The organism is Mesorhizobium sp. P2_C4 (assembly GCF_056404575.1).
This window is the reverse complement of record NZ_JBFUDT010000013.1, coordinates 1-20,093: the sequence shown is the minus strand read 5'-3', so window position 1 is coordinate 20,093 and position 20,093 is coordinate 1. Positions and strand designations below refer to the sequence as shown.

20 protein-coding genes are annotated in these 20,093 nt (G+C 64.3%); 14 read left to right on the top strand and 6 right to left on the bottom strand.

From position 1 onward, the window contains the following. The first annotated feature begins 79 nt into the window (after positions 1-79). Together AC1DX6_RS29760 and AC1DX6_RS29755 are read left to right on the top strand one after the other, a co-directional pair. A complete protein-coding gene (locus tag AC1DX6_RS29760; RefSeq protein ID WP_477320021.1) occupies positions 80-1,468 on the top strand; it encodes an aminotransferase-like domain-containing protein in 1,389 nt (462 codons plus the stop codon). A gap of 10 nt (positions 1,469-1,478) precedes the next feature. After that, positions 1,479-2,729 (top strand): NAD(P)/FAD-dependent oxidoreductase, encoded by a 1,251-nt coding sequence (locus tag AC1DX6_RS29755; RefSeq protein WP_477320020.1) that lies wholly within the window; start codon positions 1,479-1,481, stop codon positions 2,727-2,729. Between the two features lie 26 nt (positions 2,730-2,755). On the opposite strand, the gene AC1DX6_RS29750 is transcribed toward AC1DX6_RS29755, so the two are convergent. Further along, entirely contained in the window at positions 2,756-3,172 is a 417-nt protein-coding gene (locus AC1DX6_RS29750; RefSeq protein ID WP_477320018.1) for a VOC family protein, read from the bottom strand. Between the two features lie 129 nt (positions 3,173-3,301). Between AC1DX6_RS29750 and AC1DX6_RS29745 the strand changes: the two genes are divergently transcribed. From AC1DX6_RS29745 to lpxK, 6 genes are all read left to right on the top strand, one after another. Then, positions 3,302-4,645: a TldD/PmbA family protein gene (locus AC1DX6_RS29745; protein WP_477320016.1), complete on the top strand. Its 1,344-nt coding sequence runs from the start codon at positions 3,302-3,304 to the stop codon at positions 4,643-4,645. Between the two features lie 37 nt (positions 4,646-4,682). Then, positions 4,683-5,438: a 3'(2'),5'-bisphosphate nucleotidase CysQ gene (locus tag AC1DX6_RS29740; protein ID WP_477320014.1), complete on the top strand. Its 756-nt coding sequence runs from the start codon at positions 4,683-4,685 to the stop codon at positions 5,436-5,438. A 68-nt stretch (positions 5,439-5,506) separates the two neighbouring features. Next, on the top strand, positions 5,507-5,752 hold the full coding sequence (locus tag AC1DX6_RS29735; protein ID WP_477320012.1) for a DUF4170 domain-containing protein: 246 nt from the start codon (positions 5,507-5,509) through the stop codon (positions 5,750-5,752). A gap of 5 nt (positions 5,753-5,757) precedes the next feature. Continuing rightward, complete coding sequence (locus tag AC1DX6_RS29730) at positions 5,758-6,549, top strand: lysophospholipid acyltransferase family protein (RefSeq protein ID WP_477320010.1); 792 nt, start codon at positions 5,758-5,760, stop codon at positions 6,547-6,549. Next, entirely contained in the window at positions 6,546-7,862 is a 1,317-nt protein-coding gene (waaA, locus tag AC1DX6_RS29725) for a lipid IV(A) 3-deoxy-D-manno-octulosonic acid transferase (protein ID WP_477320008.1), read from the top strand. Before AC1DX6_RS29730 ends, waaA begins: the two co-directional genes overlap by 4 nt. A gap of 1 nt (position 7,863) precedes the next feature. Then, positions 7,864-8,889, top strand: a complete 1,026-nt coding sequence (gene lpxK / locus AC1DX6_RS29720) for a tetraacyldisaccharide 4'-kinase (protein WP_477320006.1) — start codon at positions 7,864-7,866, stop codon at positions 8,887-8,889. Positions 8,890-8,896: 7 nt separating this feature from the next. Here lpxK and AC1DX6_RS29715 read toward each other — a convergent pair whose 3' ends face one another. Beyond that, positions 8,897-9,130: a DUF2093 domain-containing protein gene (locus AC1DX6_RS29715; RefSeq protein WP_477242707.1), complete on the bottom strand. Its 234-nt coding sequence runs from the start codon at positions 9,128-9,130 to the stop codon at positions 8,897-8,899. A gap of 115 nt (positions 9,131-9,245) precedes the next feature. Here AC1DX6_RS29715 and AC1DX6_RS29710 point away from each other — a divergent pair, with 115 nt between their 5' ends. Next, on the top strand, positions 9,246-9,833 hold the full coding sequence (locus tag AC1DX6_RS29710) for a hypothetical protein (RefSeq protein WP_477320004.1): 588 nt from the start codon (positions 9,246-9,248) through the stop codon (positions 9,831-9,833). Here AC1DX6_RS29710 and AC1DX6_RS29705 read toward each other — a convergent pair. Continuing rightward, positions 9,830-10,756, bottom strand: a complete 927-nt coding sequence (locus AC1DX6_RS29705; RefSeq protein WP_477320002.1) for a LysR substrate-binding domain-containing protein — start codon at positions 10,754-10,756, stop codon at positions 9,830-9,832. The genes AC1DX6_RS29710 and AC1DX6_RS29705 overlap by 4 nt on opposite strands. A gap of 92 nt (positions 10,757-10,848) precedes the next feature. Here AC1DX6_RS29705 and AC1DX6_RS29700 point away from each other — a divergent pair, with 92 nt between their 5' ends. Next, positions 10,849-11,742, top strand: a complete 894-nt coding sequence (locus tag AC1DX6_RS29700) for a DMT family transporter (protein WP_477320000.1) — start codon at positions 10,849-10,851, stop codon at positions 11,740-11,742. Between the two features lie 109 nt (positions 11,743-11,851). Further along, the gene (locus AC1DX6_RS29695; protein ID WP_477319998.1) at positions 11,852-12,613 is read left to right on the top strand and encodes a hypothetical protein; all 762 of its coding nucleotides are present in this window, start codon (positions 11,852-11,854) and stop codon (positions 12,611-12,613) included. A gap of 25 nt (positions 12,614-12,638) precedes the next feature. Here the strand turns inward: AC1DX6_RS29695 and mutL are convergent, their stop codons facing one another. From mutL to AC1DX6_RS29680, 3 genes are all read right to left on the bottom strand, one after another. Next, the gene (gene mutL, locus AC1DX6_RS29690; RefSeq protein ID WP_477319996.1) at positions 12,639-14,507 is read right to left on the bottom strand and encodes a DNA mismatch repair endonuclease MutL; all 1,869 of its coding nucleotides are present in this window, start codon (positions 14,505-14,507) and stop codon (positions 12,639-12,641) included. 70 nt (positions 14,508-14,577) lie between these two features. Further along, entirely contained in the window at positions 14,578-15,429 is an 852-nt protein-coding gene (locus tag AC1DX6_RS29685) for a hypothetical protein (RefSeq protein WP_477319994.1), read from the bottom strand. A gap of 81 nt (positions 15,430-15,510) precedes the next feature. Further along, entirely contained in the window at positions 15,511-16,413 is a 903-nt protein-coding gene (locus AC1DX6_RS29680) for a LysR substrate-binding domain-containing protein (protein ID WP_477319992.1), read from the bottom strand. A gap of 92 nt (positions 16,414-16,505) precedes the next feature. Between AC1DX6_RS29680 and AC1DX6_RS29675 the strand changes: the two genes are divergently transcribed. The 3 genes from AC1DX6_RS29675 to AC1DX6_RS29665 all read left to right on the top strand — a co-directional run. Then, positions 16,506-18,056, top strand: a complete 1,551-nt coding sequence (locus tag AC1DX6_RS29675) for a trimethylamine methyltransferase family protein (protein WP_477319990.1) — start codon at positions 16,506-16,508, stop codon at positions 18,054-18,056. A gap of 45 nt (positions 18,057-18,101) precedes the next feature. Continuing rightward, complete coding sequence (locus AC1DX6_RS29670) at positions 18,102-19,751, top strand: ABC transporter substrate-binding protein (protein WP_477319988.1); 1,650 nt, start codon at positions 18,102-18,104, stop codon at positions 19,749-19,751. A gap of 96 nt (positions 19,752-19,847) precedes the next feature. Continuing rightward, positions 19,848-20,093: B12-binding domain-containing protein (locus AC1DX6_RS29665; RefSeq protein WP_477313726.1), on the top strand; the 246-nt coding region annotated here is incomplete at its 3' end.

The following is a 20,093-nucleotide window of genomic DNA, read 5'->3' as shown; positions in this document are numbered from 1 at the left end:
CAGACAAGCGCTATTGTCCGGAGAATTGTCTTATGCTAGATGCGCCGGTAGCCAATTGAATCAACCCGCCGAAAGCCGCATGCTTCAAGACCTCCAGCTCGCCTCGGATGAAGGTCCGGTCTATCGCCGCCTTGCCGACGCGATTGCCGAACGCATCGCTGCCGGCACGCTGGCCGTCGGCGACCGGCTGCCGCCGCAGCGCGAGATCGCGCGGGCGCTCGGCATCAACGTCACCACGGTGACGCGCGCTCTGTCGACGCTGCAGCAGCGTGGCCTGCTCGAAGCCCGGCCCGGACGCGGCACCACGGTCGCCGCCCGTGACGCCGGCGAAAGGCCCGGCTTCGTCTCCGCGCCGAGCGACGACACCGGCGTCATCGACCTTTCCGTCAACCGGCCGGCAACATCGGCCTATCTCGACGCGCTGGCGCTGCTTTTGCCGCGCCTGTCCAAGGACCGTTACTATCCCACGCTGCAGGACTATCATCCGCCTGAGGGGCCGCTATGGGCGAGGGCGGCGATTGCCGAATGGATGAAGCCGGTCGCCGGCGACGGTGACCCGGGGCGCGTCGTGCTGGCTGCCGGCGCCCAGCACGGGCTGGACTGCGTGCTCGGCGCGGTGACCAGGCAGGGCGAGGTCATACTCGCCGACGAAGTCACCTATCAAGGCATCAACGCGCTGTGCCGTGTGCATGGGCTCGATCTCAGGGGCGTCGGCATGGACCGTGGCGGCATGCGCCCCGATGCGTTTGAAGCCGCTTGCGCGCAACTGCGTCCTCGCGCGGTGTTCTTGGTGCCGACGCTGCACAACCCGACCACCATCACGTTGAGCGCCGAACGCCGGCACGAACTGGTGGCAGTTGCCCGTCGCCACAACGTCCTCATCATCGAGGACGATGTCTATCGCCCGCTGGCCGACAACCCGCCGCCATCGCTGGCCAGCATCGAGCCTGAGCTGACCGTCCATATCGGCGCCCTGTCGAAATGCCTGGCGCCGGGTCTGCGCCTCGGCTTCGTCATCGCGCCACGCACCATTGCCGGCCAGGTCGCGGCGGCCTTGCGCATCAATTGCTGGAGCATCAGTCCGTTGACGGCGCTGATCGGCACGCGGCTGATCGAGGAGGGTGCCGCCGCCCGTATCATCGAGGCGCAGAAGCAGGAATTGCGCCAGCGCCAGGCGGTGCTCTCCGAAATCCTCGGCCGCTACGATGTCCAGAGCCACGCCACTTCGACCCATGCCTGGCTGCGGCTTCCCGAGCCCTGGCGCGGCGCCGGTTTCGCCCGCACCTGCCTGGAGCGTGGCGTCGCCGTCCTGCCCGGCGATGCCTTCGCTGTCGGCCGCGAACCGGTGCAGCACGGTGTGCGCATCAATGTCGGTGCGGCGCGCTCGCTGGACGATCTGCGCAGTGCGCTGACCACGATGGCCGAACTGCTCGCCGCCGGCCATTTGCAACTGCCCGGCTTTGTCTAGGAACCTGAAAGTGGCAGCATCGGAAACCGTCGAAATCGCCATTGTCGGCGCTGGTGTTGTCGGGTTGGCGACGGCGCTGCAGCTTGCGGCGGAGGGCCGCGAAGTCCTGCTCATCGATCCCAACGAGCCCGGCTCCGGCGCCTCGTTCGGTAATGCCGGCACGGTCGCCGAATATGCCTGCATGCCGGTTGGCAATCCTTCCGTGCTGCGCGCGCTGCCAAAGCTACTGCTCGCTCCCGACAGCCCATTTTCCTTGCGCTGGACGGCGCTGTTCCAGCTGGCGCCCTGGCTGGTTCAATTCGTCCGGCAGTCGCTGCCGGCGGCCACCCGCGCCAACGCGCTGGCGCTCGCCGGGCTGTTGGCTGACGCCTTGCCGGCCTGGGAGGAAATGGCAAAGGAAGCCGAGCTGGCGGACCTTTTGCGCCGCAATGGCTGCCTCTATCTCTATCGCCGCGAAAGCGATTTTGTCGCCGGCGCCGGGGGCAGGGCCCTGCGCGCCAAGTTTGGCGTCCACCAGGAGGTGTTGACGCCACAAGAGGTGGCAGCACTGGAGCCGGGCCTGCCGGTGACCGGGACGCGTGGTCTGTTTTTTCCGGACTCGATCAACGTCACCGATCCGGCAACGGTGATGCGGCGGCTGCTCGGTGCTGCGACCGCCCGTGGCGCGTCGGTGGTCAAGGCTGATATTACAGGACTGCAGGTCGAGACTGGCGGTATCCGGCTCAGCGGACCGGGTTTCCAGATCAAGGCAGGCACGGTGGTGATCGCCGCCGGCGCAAGGTCACTGCCGCTTGCCGCGCAGGCCGGCGACAAAATTCCGCTCGAGACCGAGCGCGGCTATCACCTGGAATTCCAGACCGATGCGCCGCTGCTCAACCGGCCGGTCTGTCCCGTCGAACTCGGTTTCTACATGACGCCGATGGCCGGCCGGCTGCGGGTCGCCGGAACTGTCGAACTCGGCGGCCTTGCCGCACCGCCCAATCCGCGCCGGCTGGCGCTGCTTGATCGCGGTGTCAGGCAGTTCTTTCCCAAGCTCGGCCGGCCTTCTTCCGAATGGCTTGGTTTCCGGCCGTCGCTGCCCGATTCCCGCCCGGTCATCGGTCGCTCGCGCGGCAGTGCCAAAGTGATCCATGCCTTCGGTCACGGTCATCTCGGCCTGACGCTGGCGCCGATCACCGCGCGCCTGGTCGCCGACCTTATCGCTGGGCGTGGCGATACTGCCCGCCTTGCGCCCTTTGCCGCGGATCGGTTCGGCGCCTGACCAGGCGTGCCTTCGTCATCTCAGGCTCAATGCGCGAAAATCTGCTCCAGCGAGCGGAAGCCCTTGAATTCCAGCGCATTGCCTGAGGGATCGCGGATGAACAGCGTTGCCTGTTCACCGGGTTCGCCCTTGAAGCGCACCATCGGCCGTTCGAGCCAGTCGATGTCGGAACGCGCCTCCAGCCGTGCAGCGAGCCGCTGCCATTCGTCCATCAGCAGCACCGCGCCGAAATGCGGGATCGGCACGACGATGCCGTCGACCTTGCCGTCACTGGCGGCCTGAGCAGCCTTTGGCCGCAAATGCGCCGACATCTGGTGGCCGAAAAGATCGAAATCGACCCAGGTCGCCGACGAGCGCCCGATGGCGCAGCCAAGCACCTCGCCATAGAAAGCGCGGGTTTCATCGAGATCACGGACCGGAAAGGCGAGGTGGAACGGCGTCATGGCGAATGCTCCAAACAGGCTGCTAATGCATCTTGATTGCCGCTTCTCCCATTGCACAAGCGGCAGTGGAACAATAGATGGTGCACCAGCGGCTGCTCCCAAAGCCTGCTGAAAAACAGGATCATTCGCATGACCGATACGCTCGACGCAGCCAAACTGACCGACCGCGTCGCGGCCCTGGTCGAGGCTGCCAAACGGGCCGGCGCCGACGCCGCCGACGCAGTTGCCGTGCGCGGCCGCTCGGCCGGCGTGTCGGTGCGGCTCGGCAAGGTCGAGAGCACCGAAGCCTCCGAGGGCGACGATGTCTCTTTGCGCGTCTTCGTCGGCAAGCGGGTGGCGAGCGTCTCGGCGACGGCGGCGTCCGACCCGAAGGCGCTGGCCGAGCGCGCGGTTGCCATGGCGAAGGTGTCGCCAGAGGATCCCTATCAGGGCCTCGCCGATCCGGCTCTCCTGGTTGGCACGCCGCGCGACCTCGATCTGTTCGACGCCACCGAGGTTTCGACCGACCAGCTGAAGGAAGCGGCATTGGCCGCGGAGGCTGCGGCGCTTGCCGTCAAGGGCGTCACCAATTCCGCCGGCAGCGGCGCCAGCGCCGGTCTGGGCGGGCTGGTTCTGGCCACCTCGAACGGCTTTGTCGGCCACTATGTCGCGTCGCGCTTTTCGCGCTCGGCAAGCGTCATCGCCGGCGAGGGCACCGGCATGGAGCGCGACTATGAATATTCCTCGCACCAGCATTTTTCCGATCTCGACGCGCCGGAGACGATCGGCCGCAAGGCCGGCGAACGCGCCGTGCGGCGGCTCGGCGCGCGCAAGGCGGCGACCGGGCCGGTCAACGTGGTGTTCGACCCGCGCGTCGCGCGCGGCATTGCCGGCCATCTCGCCGGCGCCATCAACGGCGCCTCGGTGGCGCGCAAGACCAGCTTTCTGCGCGACATGATGGGCAAGCAGGTGGCCTCGGCGGCGATCACCGTGACCGACGAGCCGCTGCGCCGCCGTGGCCAGGCCTCGCGCCCGTTCGACGGCGAAGGCATCGAGGGCGAAAAGCTGCTCATGGTCGAAAAAGGCGTGCTGAACCACTGGTTCCTGTCGACCTCGGCCGCACGCGAATTGGGGCTGACCACCAATGGCCGGGGATCGCGCAGCGGCTCCTCGGTCTCGCCGTCATCGACCAATCTTGCCATCGAACCAGGTGAAAGGTCGCCGGAGGACCTGATCAAGTCACTGGTATCGGGCTTCTACGTCACCGAAGTGTTCGGCCAGGGCGTCGACATGGTGACCGGCGAATACAGCCGTGGCGCCTCCGGCTTCTGGATCGAGAACGGCGAACTTGCCTATCCCGTTGCCGAAGTGACCATCGCCTCCAATCTGAAGACCATGTTCCTCAACATGGTTCCGGCCAGCGATCTCGACCGCAATTTCGGCACCGCGGCGCCGACACTGCTCATCGAAGGCATGACCCTTGCCGGTGCGTGACCAGGCCCTGTCAGCCGGGGCCTCTGAAGACTTGGCCGTGCTGCGCGAAGCCGCCCGCGAGGCTGGTCTCATCGCCATGCGCTATTTCGGCAAAAACCCGCAAGTGTGGATGAAGGAGGGGACGTCGCCGGTCAGCGAGGCCGACCACGCCGCCGATGCCTATTTGCGCGAGACGTTGCTTGCCGCCCGACCCGACTATGGCTGGCTGTCTGAGGAGACAGCCGACGATCCGGTCAGGCTTTCTGCACGCCGCACCTTCGTCGTCGATCCCATCGACGGCACGCGCGGCTTCCTCGAGGGCCTTCGCTCCTGGTGCGTCAGCGTCGCGGTGGTCGAGAATGGCCGCACGCTTGCCGGCGTGCTCGAATGCCCGGCCAGGGACGAGACCTATTGGGCGCTGCCCGGGCAGGGCGCGTTCCTGAACGGCCAGCGCATTGCCGTGCGCCGCCCGGCGGCGATGGTCGAAATTGGCGGGCCGAAGCTCTTGCTCGACCAGATGCCGGCCGAATGGCAAAGCCGGATGCAGCGCGTGTCCCACATTCCCTCGCTGGCCTACCGGTTGGCCATGATTGCCGCCGGCACGCTCGATGCGAGCTTCGTCAAGCCCAATGCGCATGACTGGGACATTGCCGCGGCAGACCTCATCCTGCGCGAGGCCGGTGGCGCCTTGCTCGACCGGCATGGTCGCGCGCCGCTTTATGCCGGCGAAATCATCCGTCACGGCGCATTGGCCGCCGGCAGCAGCGAACTGCTGGCCGTGCTTGCCGGTGTGATTGCCGGTACGGAAGCGTGATCGAAGGTTCCAAAGTCGGCGGCTTTGGTCTAGACCTGTCACAAACTCACAATATGTGAAGGACCGACATGGCCGCGGAAGACGGAAAGAAGCAGCTTTTGCACCTGGTGTTCGGCGGCGAACTGAAGAAGCTCGGCGGAACCGAATTCCGCGATCTCGACGGGCTCGACATTGTCGGTATCTTTCCGGATTACCAGTCCGCGCATACCGCGTGGAAAGCCAAGGCGCAGGCCAGCGTGGACAATGCCCATATGCGTTACTTCGTCGTTCACCTGCATCGGCTGCTCGACCCAGACAGCAAGGCTGCCGGTTGACTTCGATGGATCATGAAGCGGTCAAAGGGCCGGCCAACGAGGCCGCCCCTGCGAGCCGTGGCGGCAGCCGTGCCACCAAGGCTTTCTGGCGCCGGATTCGCCAACCGCTGGCACAGTCGCGATTCGTCAAGAATATCATTGTCGGCCTGCTCGCCCAGTTCGTGCGTCTGGTGCGCCTGACCAACCGCTTGGTCGAAGGATCGGCGCAATTCTCGGGCGGCGCCTATGCTGAATTCGAACCCGGCATCATCGCACTCTGGCACGGGCAGCATCTGTTGACGCCGGCCTATTACCCCAAGCGCAAGCCGCTGGTCGCCATGGTGTCGCGCAGTGCCGATGCCGAGCTCAACGCGCTGATGCTGGAGAAATTTGGCATCGAGGCGGTGCGCGGTTCCGGCGGCCGCGAAAGCACCAAACATCTCGACAAGGGCGGTGCCAAGGCGTTGATTGCCCTGAAAAAGTCGCTCGCCACCGGCAAGAACGTCGCCATGATTGCTGACATTCCCCACGGCACGCCGCGCGACGCGGGGCTTGGCATCGTTCTTCTGGCGCGCCTCTCTGGCCGGCCGCTGCTGCCTGTCGCCATCACCACCAGCCGCCGCAAGGTGCTGGAGAAGAGCTGGGACAAGACCACCATCAACCTGCCGTTCGGCCGCTCGTCCATCGTCATCGGCACGCCTATCTTCGTGCCCGCTGCCGCCGACGCTGCCGAGATGGAACGCAAGCGCCTCGAACTTACCGTCGCGCTCAATGCGGCGACCGCCGAGGCCTATCGCCTCGTGGATATCAAGCAATGAGCGTGCGCTGGGCGCGTGCCTTCCTGACGGCGTACCGTTTCGCCGGTGCGGCCATCTATCCGGTGATCGGACCTTATGTTGCCTGGCGCACCTCGCAGGGCAAAGAAGACCGCAGCCGCAGCCGCGAGCGCTACGGCGTCGCCGGGCGCGCGCGTCCGGACGGTCCGGTGATCTGGATCCATGCGGCGAGCGTCGGCGAGACCATCGCCGTCGTGCCGCTGGTCGAGAGCATTCTCGACTACGGCGTCAACATCGTCTTGACGACCGGGACGGTCACCTCGGCGCAGGTTGCCGACGAGCGGCTCGGCGACCGCATCATCCACCAATATGTGCCGCTCGACCTCAAGCCGGCGGTCAGTCGTTTTCTCGACCACTGGCGTCCGGATCTTGCGATCATCGCCGAATCGGAGATCTGGCCGATGACGATCCTGGAACTCGGCGCCCGCCGCGTGCCCCAGGTGCTGGTCAATGGCCGGTTGTCCGACCGCTCCTTCACCTCCTGGAAGAAGCGCGCCAACATCGCCGAGGCCCTGTTCGAGAATCTCGCCCATGTCGTCGCCCAGTCCGATGTCGACGGTGAACGCTTCCGCTCGCTCGGCGCGAGGCCGGTTACCGTGTCGGGCAATCTCAAGGTCGATACCAATCCGCCGCCGGTCGACGAAAGGGTGCTGTCGATGCTGCGGCGCCAGATCGGCAGCCGCCCGACCTGGGCGGCGATCTCGACCCATGACGGCGAAGAGGTTGTGGCGGCCGAAGTTCACGCCACGCTCTACAAGCGCCACCACGGCCTGTTGACGATCGTCGTGCCGCGCCATCCCGACCGCGCCGAAGCGCTTGCCGCGCAGATTTCCGGCATGGGCCTGACAGTCGCGCGGCGCAGCAAGGGCGACAAGATCACCGCCGATACCGATATTCTGCTCGGCGATACGATTGGCGAGATGGGGCTGTATCTCAGGTTGACGGAAATCGCCTTCGTTGGCCGGTCGCTGACCTCGGAGGGCGGCCAGAACCCGCTGGAACCGGCCATGCTCGACACCGCGGTGCTCGCCGGCCGCAATGTCCAGAATTTTCGCGAAGCCTATCAGCGCCTGCTCGACAGTGGCGGCGCCAAGCTGGTGCGCGACCGCGACATGCTGGCCGGCGCCGTCAATTTCCTGTTGAGCAACGAGGTCGCCCGCCACGAGATGATGGCGGCAGGCGCGGCCACCGTCGATGAGATGCGCGGCGCGCTGGCGCGCACGCTGAAGTCGCTCGAACCCTACATCCAGCCGCTGATCGTCAAGTCGCGCCTGAAGGGCGCCGACGGGCGCTAGCGTGTCCAGCGAAGCACCGCCCTTCTGGTGGGAGGAGCCGGACTGGCGCGTGTTCGCACTGTCGCCGCTGTCGGCGGCCTATGCCCTGGTCGCCGGCCGCCGCATGCGCGCCGCAGTGCGCGAAAAGGTCGGCTCGCCAGTGCTTTGCGTCGGCAATTTCACCGTCGGCGGCAGCGGCAAGACGCCGGTGGCTATCGCCCTGGCCAGGCAGGCCAAACGCATGCAGCTCAATCCCGGCTTCCTGTCGCGTGGCCATGGTGGCTCCTTTGCGCAGCCGCATGTCGTCGATCCGCATTACGACACCGCCAAACATGTTGGTGACGAGCCGCTGCTGCTGGCCGAACAGGCGCCGGTGGCGGTGACGCCGAACCGCGCCGCCGGCGCCAGGCTGCTCATGGAGAAGCACGGCTGCGATTTCCTGATTATGGACGACGGCTTCCAGAGCGCCCGCATTCACATCGATTATGCGCTGGTCGTCGTCGACGCGCGCTACGGCATCGGCAATGGCCGCGTCATTCCAGGCGGGCCGCTCAGGGCAAACATCGTCGACCAGCTGGTTTTCACCAGCGGGCTGCTGAAGATGGGCGAGGGCACCGCGGCCGACGCGGTCGTGCGCCAGGCGGCGCGCGCCGGCCGGGCGATCTTCGAGGCGCATACCGAGCCAAGCGGCAAGGAAAGGCTTGCCGGCAGGCGCTTTCTCGCCTTTGCCGGCATCGGTCACCCCGAGAAATTCTTCGATACGATCCGCGACGCCGGCGGCGACGTGGCGCTGACCCGGCCATTCCCGGACCATCATTTCTATGGCGAGGACGAACTTGCCGAACTGGCGGCGACGGCGCGCAAGGACGGCCTTGGGCTTATCACCACCGCCAAGGACGCCGCCCGGCTGCGCCACGGGGCATCGCCGGCGTTTCTGGACCAGCTCGACGTGCTTGAGATCGAGACCGTGTTCGAACTGGACAACGTGCCGGAACGCATCATCGACGAGACGCTGGATGCCTGGCGGCAGCGCAAGCTGAGGGGCTGAGCCCGACCTAGCGCCGGCTGCGCAGTTCCGGGTGCGTTTCGATTTCGCGGCGCAGCGAGGCGGCGGCACTCACATAGGGCTCCTGCCTGGCGACGCTCCAGTATTTGAGCTCGTCCAGCGGGATGTTCTCGCCGGTTACCGCGCAGCGCACGAATGCGCCGGGACTGGTGACCTGGAAGTCACCGTCGAGATAACGGATACGGGCTTCCTTGCCGCCGGGGCCTTCGAAGCGGTTCATCATGTGGGGACGCCAAGGTTCATGATGATTTCATCGCCACAAATTGCCGGCAAGGTCAAGCTTGACGCAATGCAGAAGCGCTATTGTCAGGTTGGAAACCACCTGTTGTGGGAACGGTATGGACATTTCATCTGCCCGCCTGACCGCGTTGCTGAAGGAGGCAATGACACCGCGGGCCGTGCCGTCGGCCAAGGCCGATCCGGTCAGGACAGCGCTGATCAAGGCACTGGTGCAGCCGTCGGTACCAATAGGCGCATCCCCGCAACCAGCAGCGCCGGCACTGCCGGTCTTGTTGCCGGCACCCGCCGCAAAGGCACAGCAGCTAGCCTCGGCTGAGATCATGCAGGCCTATCTGGCCTTGGCCGAGCCGGATGCGGCCAGCGATGCCGCACCCGTGACGGTTGCGGCGAGGCGGCCGGACGGCGAAGAGGCGCAACGCGGTCTTGCGGTGCCTTTGGCAAGACCCGATGACGGTGGAGTCGTTCGGCCGACAAGCCTGCCATGGTTGGCATTTCTGGCACCCGAGCTTTCGCCGCTGCGCCGTGTTTTCGTCACCAAGGCGGCGGCGGAGCGAGGGCAGGCAATCTCCCGGCCAAGCGACGCGGCGCGGCCGGAAAACCGGCAGATGAGCGTCGGGCTGTTGTCGCTGGGAGCGGGGCTGCTGGCTGCCGCGATCGTCGGGTTTGTCCTGCTGGTGCTTCGCTAGCGCTCGGCCTCGATGAACGCTTCCATCTTTTCCATGGCCAGCCCGGCTTGGGTGGCGATGCGCCGCGCGAGTTCCGCTGCGGCGCTACGCGGTCGCCCTATCGGCCGGTCGAGCCAGTAGGACACCGGATTGAGCGCGGTGCGCTCGTCGACGGTGACGATGCGGCCCGACTTCAGTTGGTGCTCGGTCAAGGGCGGGCGCGCCAGAGCGATGCCGAGGCCGTGGGCGGCGGCGTCGAGCACCAGATTGTAGTCCTCGAAGCGGCGGTCCTGTGGGCGCGGGCGGTAGTCCATGCCTTGCGCCGCGAACCAGGCGCGCCAGGCTGAGGCATCGGAATCGTTGATCAAAGGAAATTTAAGCAGCCGTGCGGGATCGCCACGACCGATCTCCCGGGCAAGGCCCAGTGAGGCGACGGGGAAAACATGCTCTTCGAAAAGCTGCACCGAGACGCGGCCCGGAATGCCGCCGCGCCCGCAGCGGATCGACAGGTCGATGCCTTCGTCGGCAAGGTCCGCTTGGCGAATGTCGACATCAAGCACAATGCGCAGCTTGGACGGGTGATTTTCCAACGCCGCCATGCGTGGCATCAGCCAAAGCCCGCTGACCGACGGGATCGAGGTCAGCCGCACCACGGCGGTGCCGCGCGGCTCGACCCAGCGGTCCGAATGGCTTGATATCAGCGCGAAGGCTTCCGCCGTGCGCAGATGCAGGCGATTGCCCTCGATCGTCAGCGACACGCCGCGCGCGCCGCGGTCGAACACTTTCAAGCCCAGCCAGTCCTCGAGCTTGGCGATCTGCCGGCTGACGGCGCCGTGGGTGATGTTGAGCTTCTCGGCGGCGGCCGAAAAGCTGCCTGTTCGCGCCGCCGCGTCGAAGGCGCGCAAGGTCTCGAGCGGCATCATTGTGTCTGAGCTGTGATCCATAGTCACAGGTGATCCTCGATTTGATCGTTTGTCAACCAGCCGGAAAAGGCGTTTTTTTGCATCTAGGCACGCAGAAACACGAGGACAGTGAGATGAGCGCTATGACCGGCACGTTGAATCCGACACAGCGGATGGACACCACCGCAGCCATCGCTGTGGCGCTGACCGTGGTCGGCTGGGCTTCTGCCTTTCCGGCGATCCGCGCCGGCCTCGCCGCCTTCGGCCCGCTGGAGCTCGGCGCGCTGCGCTTTGCCATCGCCGCCGTGCCGGCGGCAATCTTCCTCGCTGTCAAGCGTCCGGCGCTACCAAGGCTCGACGAATTGTGGCGCCTCGTCTTTGGCGGCGCTATTTTCGTCGCGCTCTACACCGTCATGCTCAACTTCGGCGAGTTGACTGTCTCGGCCGGCGCTGCCGGCTTCATCATCAACGTCAGCCCGATCTTCACCGCCATTATGGCGATGGCACTGCTCGGCGAACGCTTCTCGAGCTGGGCCTGGGCCGGCACGGCCATTTCCTTCGCCGGCATCGGCATCATTGCGGTCGCCGACGGCAATGGCTTGCATTTCAACGCCGGTGCGCTGCTGGTGCTGGGTTCCGCACTCTGCTCGGCCGTCAACACCATCGTCCAGAAGCCGCTCTTTGCCCGCCATCACCCGCTGACCATCTCGGCCTCGAACATGATCCTCGGCGCACTTTGCCTGTCGCCGTTCCTGCCGAGCGGCTTTGCGCAGGCAGCGGTAGCCGACACAGCCGGTCTCGGCGCCGTGATCTTTCTTGGCATCGTGCCCAGCCTGATCGCTTATGCCGCCTGGGCAACCGCGCTGTCGCGTCTGCCGGCCGCCCGCGCCTCGAACTTCCTCTATCTGGTTTCGCCAATGTCTGCCCTGATCGGCTTCTTCTGGCTGGGCGAAGTGCCAACGCTGCTCGGCATCCTCGGCGGTGCACTGGCGCTCGGCGGCGTCATCGTGGTCAATTTGAAGAGGTAAAACAAAGGGCTAGAACCGTTTGAGGATTCAAAACGGCAACCATGTCAGCCGGCATGCAGACACCCGGAGGAATGGCCGCTATGGTGAGCTGCTTTCGCCGGGGGACGGAATGGGAAGACTAATCATATCGGCAATCTTTTGCGTTCTGCTGCTGACCGGGAAAGCCGATGCGGGCTGGTATCAGGTCGAAAACTACGAAGGGTCCATCGGGCAGACCCCGGTCCACCTGTCGTTGCAGAGATATAACAGTTTCGGCAGCGGGATCACGGTCGAGGGGAGTTATTTCTACGACGCGAAGCAAAGCCCGATAGCGGTGTACGGCACGATCAGCGGCACCCGCGTCTCGCTTTGCGAGATTGCCGACGACAAGGAATTCGACCGGGTTCTGGTCATGGGATCGAAAACGCCGGTCGACACCGCCGGATGTCCGCTTTCTCTCGACCTTGGCGAAAGCGGCGCAACGGGGACCTGGAGCAGGGGCCAGGACAAGGTCCCGATCGTGCTGAAGAAGGTCGCAAGCCTCGACGATACCGGTGGGGCGAAGGTTGACGGGACCGTCGAGATTCCCTTCTGGGCGCAGACAGCCACCCACAGATTTGCCGGGGTCTACGAGAAAGCCGGCTTTCTCGTCTGCATGAATAAGCTGCGGGTCATCGACAAGAAGAAAAAGAAGGTCGTTCAGGAGATCGCTTTCGATGACGACGATTGCGATGCCGGCATGCTGATGACTCCCATCTACATGAATGTTCAAAAACAGGCCGGGGGAAGCTTCGAGATAATCTCCGTGAATTTTCGCGGCGGTAGCGCCGGCTACTCAAGGGATTACGTTTTCTCGGATAGATTCAAGGATTATCGCCTGTTGGTGAATTGAGCGTGTGCCCTGACCTGGCTTGTGCTCACCGCCGCCCGAACAACCTTTCGATGTCGGCGAGCTTGAGCTCGATATAGGTCGGACGACCATGGTTGCAGGTGCCGGATCCTGGCGTCGCTTCCATCTGGCGCAGCAGCGCGTTCATCTCCTCGGCTTTCAGCAGGCGGCCCGAACGCACCGAGCCGTGGCAGGCCATGGTGGCGGCGATCTTGTCCAGCCGCTCTTTCAGCGTCTCGACCGTGTCGTTGTCGGCGATCTCGTCGGCAAGGTCACGCACCAGTTGCTGGACATTGGTTTCGCCCAGCATCGATGGCGTTTCGCGCACCGCCACCGCACCCGGGCCGAAGCGCTCGACGCCGAGGCCGAATCTGGCCAGCGTTTCGGAATGCATGGCCAGCCGCTCGGCGTCTTCCTCCGGCAGGTCGACGATCTCCGGCAACAGCAGCATCTGCGACGGCACCGCGCGCGAATGCAACGCGTTCTTCAAGGCCTCGTAGACCAGCCGTTCATGCGCGGCATGCTGGTCGACGATGACAAGCGAATCCCTGGTTTGCGCAACGATGTAATTCTCATGCACCTGCGCGCGGGCGGCGCCCAGCGCCGTGCCGAGCAGCGTCTGCGCCGCTTCATCCGACCCGGCGCGCGCGTCGGCGCTGGCAAGCGGGCCAGCGTCGAATGCCGACTGGTCGCTTTCCCGGAAGCTGCCGTTCTCGAAGCCCCTATTTTCAAAACCCATGTCGAGCGGTCGCTGCGGCGAGCGATCGAAACCGGCGAAACCAGAAGCTCGGGAAGCCGCATCATAGCTGCGATGGCCGTTGGCCGGGCCGCCATGCGCGTAGGACGCCGCACCCGGCCGGAACGCCGCCATCATGCCGGCCGCCCCTGATGTGGCGGCCCGGATGCCGGATTCAGCGAGGGCTTGCCGGATGGCGCCGACGATCAGCCCGCGCACCAGTCCCGGATCGCGGAAGCGGACATCGGCCTTGGCCGGGTGAACATTGACGTCGACAATGGCAGGATCGAGCGTCAGGAACAGCACGGTCACCGCATGGCGATCGCGCGGCAGCACGTCGGCGAAGGCGCCACGAATGGCGCCGGCGATCAGCTTGTCGCGCACCGGCCTGCCGTTGACATAGGCATATTGCTGCAGCGCGTTGGCACGGCTGAAGGACGGGATCGAGACATGGCCGGTCAGATGCACGTCGTCGCGCACGGCATCGATGGCAATCGCATTGTCGGGAAAGTCGGTGCCCATCACCTGCGCGACGCGGCGCAGGCGGCCTTCCGGACTGTCGTCGGTCGCCGGCAGCTCCAGCGTCGAGCGGTCGGACCCGGCCAGCGTGAAGCGCACGGCGGGGAAGGCGATGGCGATGCGCTTGATCACGTCGCTAGTGGCCGAGCTTTCGGCGCGTTCGCCCTTCATGAATTTGAGCCGCGCCGGCGTGGCGAAGAACAGGTCGCGCACCTCGACCGTGGTGCCGCAATTGGCCGCCGCCGGCTTGACGGCGGAAACGCGGCCGCCCTCGATGCCGATTTCGGCGGCGCTGTCACCCGATGCCGTGCGCGAGCGGATCGACAGCCGCGACACCGAACCGATCGACGGCAGCGCCTCGCCGCGAAAGCCGAGCGAGCGGATATCGTGGATGTTCTCGGTCAGCTTCGAGGTGCAGTGGCGCGCGATCGCCAGCGCCAGTTCCGGTTCGGGAATGCCCGAGCCGTCATCGGTGACGCGGATCAGGTTCAGCCCGCCGCCGGCGGTGACGATCTCGACGCGAGAGGCGCCGGCATCGAGCGCGTTCTCGACCAGCTCCTTGACCACGCTGGCCGGACGTTCGATGACTTCGCCGGCGGCGATCTGGTTGATCATCGTTTCGGAAAGCTGGCGAATGGGCATGCGGCACTATAGGCGGATTCGACGTCGATGCGGATAGGCCATTTGCATCAAACCATCTGCTGTCATCCGATCAGCCAGGTTTAACCACTTGGCGCAGATCCACGCCATCCGGCAGTCGAACTTGCCGTGTCAGCTTTGGGATATCCTTCCAGCCTTTCTTGCTCAGAATCTGAACCTTCTGGGTGAGAAGTTGTGTTTTGCAATGCGTGCAACCGAGAAGGTCCGACCCGACCAAAACCGTATCCAAAGCGGGTTTGCGGATTCTCGGATTAGCGCTCATCAAATCTGCAAAAGGCTTACTGTCGACAGGGTGCTGAAAAAGGCTGTCGTAATGTTTGCCGAACAGATCGTGGTCTGAAAACATCTGACCTGTTTTGCTTAATTTCCGCAGGTATCGACTGCATTTCCAGCAACTCGGATAAGTCTGCAGCATGAAAAAGACAAACAACCCACCAAGGACGAAACCGATGAAATCTATCACCGCCAACCAGTAGCCAAAATCGCCAACCTCGCCTGTGTCGATATGGCCGCCATGCCCAGCCCTAAGATGCATCGATCGCAGATAGATATCGAGGTAGTCCCAAAAACCGATGGCGTCGGAAGCCATTGTGCCGTCATCGAGCACCAACGAGCGGTATTCGCCATAGTAGATGACCAGTTGGGCCGTAGCGGTCACAACGAGGATTTGGACGAGAAGGAACCAGGTAGGTCGCGTATGAAAGAATAGGCTGCCGAAATAATAGCCAGAGGCTGCAGCCACGCCTGTGAACAATGCTCCTGCCGGAACGATCACCCAGAAGCTGAACGAAAAAACGTTGAAGCCGGTTAAGCGGTTGACGACCATTACAGCCAGAACAACCAACGCAAAGGAAATCAGGCCGAATACCGCAACGCCGAGATGGCCACCGAGTTTGGCGATCATCGTTCCCCCCATCCAACAGGCAATCACTAAACCAGACTGCCTACTACTGATAGAGCGTATCTTCGGCTGCAACCACATTCTTCAAGCCTGCGCCACCAGCCAATCCCTCACCTTGCGCGCATTGTCGCTAAGCTCGCGGTTCTTTGGCCAGATGACGTAGAATCCGATGCCGGTCCTCAGCACATGATCCGTCACCGGCACCAACAGTCCTGATGCCACGAGGCGCTCGACCAGATGCCGCCAGCCGAGCGAGATGCCTTGTCCCTCCATGACCGCCTGGATCACCAGGGCATAATCATTGATGCGCAACCCGCGCTCGGCATTGCGCAGGCTGGTTCCGGCTGCCGCGAACCATTCGTCCCAGTTCGGGGCCTCGCGATAGGGCTCCTCGAGATGGATGAGTCGGTGCGTTGCCAGTTCCTCGACGGTCTTCGGCAGCCCAAACTTGGCCAGATAGTTGGGGCCCGCGACCGGGAAGATCTCTTCGTCAGAGAGCGACAGCGAGTGATAGTCCGGCCATTGTTCGGGCACGCCGCCGCGCACGCCGAGCGGGATGCCCTCGGCGATGATGTCGAGGTCGCGGTCGGCGGTCTGGATGCGCAGATCAACGCCTGGCAGTTCGTCGCGGAATTGCTGCAGGCGCGGCATCATCCAGAACGAGCCGAAGGCGGTCGAGGCGGCAAGCGTCACATGGCCGCCGGTCGCCTGCAGGCGCAGATCCTCCGCCGACTTGCGGATATGCGAGAGACCCAGCGAGACATCGGCGTGGAAACGCTCGCCGGCCTCCGTCAGGACAACCTGGCGATGGCGGCGCTGGAACAGCTTGGCGCCGAGCTGCTCCTCCAGCCCGCGTACGGCGTAGGACACGGCCGCCTGCGTCATGCCGAGCTCCCGCCCGGCGGCGGTGAAGCTCGACAGTCGGCCGGCCGCCTCGAAGACGATCAGGCTGCCGGCGGAGGGCAGCAGGTGGCGCAGGCTTCGCATAAGGAGAGTTTATACAAGAGATCAGGATTTTCCAGCGTCACAGGCATATTCCGTCTCGCTAAGTTGACGGGCTGTTGGAGGATGAAGTTGCCATGAATGCACCGGCCGTTGCAGTGACCGAACACGCCAACCGCAGAAGCGGCGGCCGCCTGGGGCGCAAGGCGACACGCGGCGCCCCCATCGCCTCGTTTCCGACGCTGGTGCGCCAGATCCCCGCCTATCAGATGGTGCCTGACGAAGCGGTGGAGCTGATCCACCAGGAATCGCTCGCGATCCTCGAAGAGGTGGGGTGCGAATTTCGTGACGACGGGGCAATCGCCCTGTGGAAGGCCGCTGGAGCCGATGTCAGGGAAACGCGCGTCCGCATCGACCGTGCGCTCCTGATGGAGCTGGTCTCCAAGGTCCCGCCGGAATTCACCCTCAATGCCCGCAACCCGGAGCGTACGGTCCGCGTCGGCGGCAAGAACTCCATCTTCGTGCCGATGTATGGCGCACCCTATGTGCGCGACCTCGACAACAACAGGCGCTACGGCTCGCTCGCCGACCTCAACAATTTCCACAAGCTCGCCTACATGGCGCCGGCGCTGCACTCGTCGAGCTCGGTCATCTGCGAGCCGATGGAAATTGCGGTGCCCAAGCGTCACCTGCACATCATTCATTCGGCGCTGAAGCACTCCGACAAGCCGTTCATGGGCATCGTCACCTCGAAGGAACGCGCCGAGGACACGATGGCGATGGCCGGCATCGTGTTCGGCGAGGAGTTCGTCCGCGACAACCCGGTGCTGGTGGCGATCACCAACTGCAATTCGCCGCTGGTGTGGGACGCCACCATGATCGACGCCATGCGGGTCTATGCGAGCCACAATCAGCCGCTGATCCTGGCGCCTTTCGCGCTGTGCGGCGCCTCGACCTCGGCCTCGGCCGTCGGTGCGGTGGCACAGGTCAACGCCGAGGCGCTGGCCGGCGTGGCGCTGACCCAGCTCATACGTCCCGGTTCGCCGCAGATCTACGGCCAGTTCATGGTGACGGTCGACATGAAGACCGGCGCGCCGATGGGCGGCACGCCGGAGGCCGCCCAGATGATGTATCTGATGGGCGCGCTGGCGCGGAGATACAAACTGCCGTGGCGCACCTCGGGCTTCCATGTCGGCTCGAAGCTGAACGACGCCCAGGCCGGCTATGAAGCGAACATGCTGATGCACGCCGCCATCCTAGCCGGCGCCAACTACATCTGGCACTCGGCCGGATGGCTGGAAGCCGGCTTGACCTGCGGCTATTCGAAATTCGCCACCGACTGCGAGCAGCTTGTTGGCTGGTACAAATATGCCGGCGGTCTGCCCTTCGACGATTTCAAGGAAGCGATGGCCGCGATCCGCGAGGTGGGGCCGCAGGGCCATTTCCTCGGCACCCAGCACACGCTCGAACATTTCGAGTCCGCTTTCTTCATGCCCTCGATCATGGACTTCAATTCATACGAGCAGTGGAACGCCGAAGGCGCGAAGGACCACGACACGCGCGGCCGCGAGAAGGCGCGCAACATGCTGGCCGACTATGAGGAGCCGAAGCTCGACGAGGGCATCGCCGAGGGTCTCAAGGATTTGATCGCGCGGCGTGAGGAAAAACTGCCGGACAGCGTTAGTTAGTTAAGACAGGCGAAGAACCTGACGGAAAAACAAAGGGAGGAAAACATGACGCTCTTCAGAAGCAATGGCGACCGCGTGCCGGGCGCTATCGAGGCAATGGCGAAAGAGACGCGTGCAGGCCGCATGGACCGGCGAGAATTCCTGGCGCTGGCCAGCGCCTTCGGCGCATCGACGGCTTTCGCCTACGGCATGATCGGCCTTGCCGCGCCGACTAAAGCCCTGGCCGACGAACCGAAAAAGGGCGGAACGCTTCGTGCAGCGATGTCGGTCAAGGCGCAGAAGGATCCGCGCACCTACGACTGGACCGAGATGGCAAACGTCACCCGGTGCTGGCTGGAGCCACTCGTCCGCTACACCCACCAGTTCACTTTCGAGCCGGTCCTGCTCGAAGGCTGGGACGTCAACGACGACGCCACCGAATACACACTGCATCTGCGCAAAGGCGTCACCTGGAACAATGGCGATGCCTTCAACGCCGATGATGTGGTCGCCAATCTGAACCGCTGGTGCGACAAGGGTGCGTCCGGCAATTCCATGGCAGCACGCGTCGGCGCGCTGATCGATACAACGACCGGCAAGGCCAAGGATGGCGCCATCACCAAGGTCGATGACCTCACGGTCAAGCTAAAGCTGGCCGAACCCGACATCGCCATCATACCGGGCTTCACCGACTATCCGGCGCTGGTCGTGCATCGCGACTTCGACAAGGATGGCGCCGACCCGATCAAGAAGCCGATCGGCACCGGACCTTTCGAACTGGTGTCCTATGCGGTGGGTACGAAGGCGGTCGTCAAGCGTCGCGAGAACGGCAAGTGGTGGGGTGGCGAAGCGCCGCTCGACGGTGTCGAGTTCATCGACTACGGCACCGACTTCAACGCCACGCTGAATGCCTTCGAGTCCGGCGAGATCGACCTCGATTTCGAAACGCCGGCCGATTTCATCGACGCCCTCGATAAGATGGATCTGGTGAAATCGGAGGTCGCGACGGCGACCACCCTCGTTGCCCGCACCAACATCACCCACAAGCCCTATGACGACCAGCGGGTGCGCAATGCGCTGCAGATGGCCGTCGACAACAATGCTGTCATGGAGCTCGGCTACGCCGGGCTTGGCACGGTCGGTGAGAACCACCACGTCGCCCCGATCCATCCCGAATACTATCCGCTGCCCAAGAAGACACGCGATGCCGCCGCCGCCAAGAAGCTGATGGCGGATGCCGGGCAGGCCGACTTCGAGCACGAACTGATCACGGTCGAGGACGAATGGCAGAAGAACACCGGCGATGCGATCGCCGGCCAGTTGCGCGATGCCGGCATCAAGGTGAAGCGTACGGTGTTGCCGGGCTCGACCTTCTGGAATGACTGGACGAAGTATCCGTACTCGATGACCATCTGGTACATGCGGCCGCTGGGCGTCCAGGTGCTGGCGCTCGGCTATCGCTCGGGCGAAGCCTGGAACGAAACGGCCTATGCCAACCCGGATTTCGACGCCAAGCTGAAGCAGGCGCTCTCGCTGGCCGATCCCGACAAGCGCAAGGAGGTGATGAAGGACGTCGAGCAGATCCTGCAGGATTCCGGCGTCATCATCCAGCCGTTCTGGCAGAAGCTCTACTGCCACATGAGCAAGAAGGTGAAGAATTACGGAATGCACCAGACCTACGAAATGGACTTCCAGAACGTCTGGCTGGACGCCTGACGTAACTCCCGAGACTTGCAAGCAACAGCCGCCGGCACCTCTGACAAAAGGTGCCGGCGGCCCGTAAATCACTGACAAGCAATTGGCGCAGGCAAAATGGCCGACGACGAGATCATCCTTTCCGAGCTTTCCGACGACGAGTTGGTGCAGCAGATGCACGACGACCTCTATGACGGGTTGAAGGAAGAGATCGAGGAAGGCACCAACATCCTGCTCGAGCGCGGCTGGGTGCCCTACAAGGTGCTGACCGAGGCACTGGTCGAAGGCATGCGCATCGTTGGCGAGGATTTTCGCGACGGCATCCTGTTCGTCCCCGAAGTGCTGTTGTCCGCCAACGCGATG

Coding starts and splice junctions, on each gene's coding strand:
- AC1DX6_RS29760 (WP_477320021.1), top strand. CDS start 80: ATGCTTCAAGACCTCCAGCTCGCCTCGGATGAAGGTCCGGTCTATCGC.
- AC1DX6_RS29750 (WP_477320018.1), bottom strand. CDS start 3,172: ATGACGCCGTTCCACCTCGCCTTTCCGGTCCGTGATCTCGATGAAACC.
- AC1DX6_RS29745 (WP_477320016.1), top strand. CDS start 3,302: ATGACCGATACGCTCGACGCAGCCAAACTGACCGACCGCGTCGCGGCC.
- AC1DX6_RS29735 (WP_477320012.1), top strand. CDS start 5,507: ATGGCCGCGGAAGACGGAAAGAAGCAGCTTTTGCACCTGGTGTTCGGC.
- AC1DX6_RS29730 (WP_477320010.1), top strand. CDS start 5,758: ATGGATCATGAAGCGGTCAAAGGGCCGGCCAACGAGGCCGCCCCTGCG.
- waaA (WP_477320008.1), top strand. CDS start 6,546: ATGAGCGTGCGCTGGGCGCGTGCCTTCCTGACGGCGTACCGTTTCGCC.
- AC1DX6_RS29715 (WP_477242707.1), bottom strand. CDS start 9,130: ATGATGAACCGCTTCGAAGGCCCCGGCGGCAAGGAAGCCCGTATCCGT.
- AC1DX6_RS29710 (WP_477320004.1), top strand. CDS start 9,246: ATGGACATTTCATCTGCCCGCCTGACCGCGTTGCTGAAGGAGGCAATG.
- AC1DX6_RS29705 (WP_477320002.1), bottom strand. CDS start 10,756: ATGGATCACAGCTCAGACACAATGATGCCGCTCGAGACCTTGCGCGCC.
- AC1DX6_RS29700 (WP_477320000.1), top strand. CDS start 10,849: ATGAGCGCTATGACCGGCACGTTGAATCCGACACAGCGGATGGACACC.
- AC1DX6_RS29695 (WP_477319998.1), top strand. CDS start 11,852: ATGGGAAGACTAATCATATCGGCAATCTTTTGCGTTCTGCTGCTGACC.
- mutL (WP_477319996.1), bottom strand. CDS start 14,507: ATGCCCATTCGCCAGCTTTCCGAAACGATGATCAACCAGATCGCCGCC.
- AC1DX6_RS29685 (WP_477319994.1), bottom strand. CDS start 15,429: ATGATCGCCAAACTCGGTGGCCATCTCGGCGTTGCGGTATTCGGCCTG.
- AC1DX6_RS29680 (WP_477319992.1), bottom strand. CDS start 16,413: ATGCGAAGCCTGCGCCACCTGCTGCCCTCCGCCGGCAGCCTGATCGTC.
- AC1DX6_RS29675 (WP_477319990.1), top strand. CDS start 16,506: ATGAATGCACCGGCCGTTGCAGTGACCGAACACGCCAACCGCAGAAGC.
- AC1DX6_RS29670 (WP_477319988.1), top strand. CDS start 18,102: ATGACGCTCTTCAGAAGCAATGGCGACCGCGTGCCGGGCGCTATCGAG.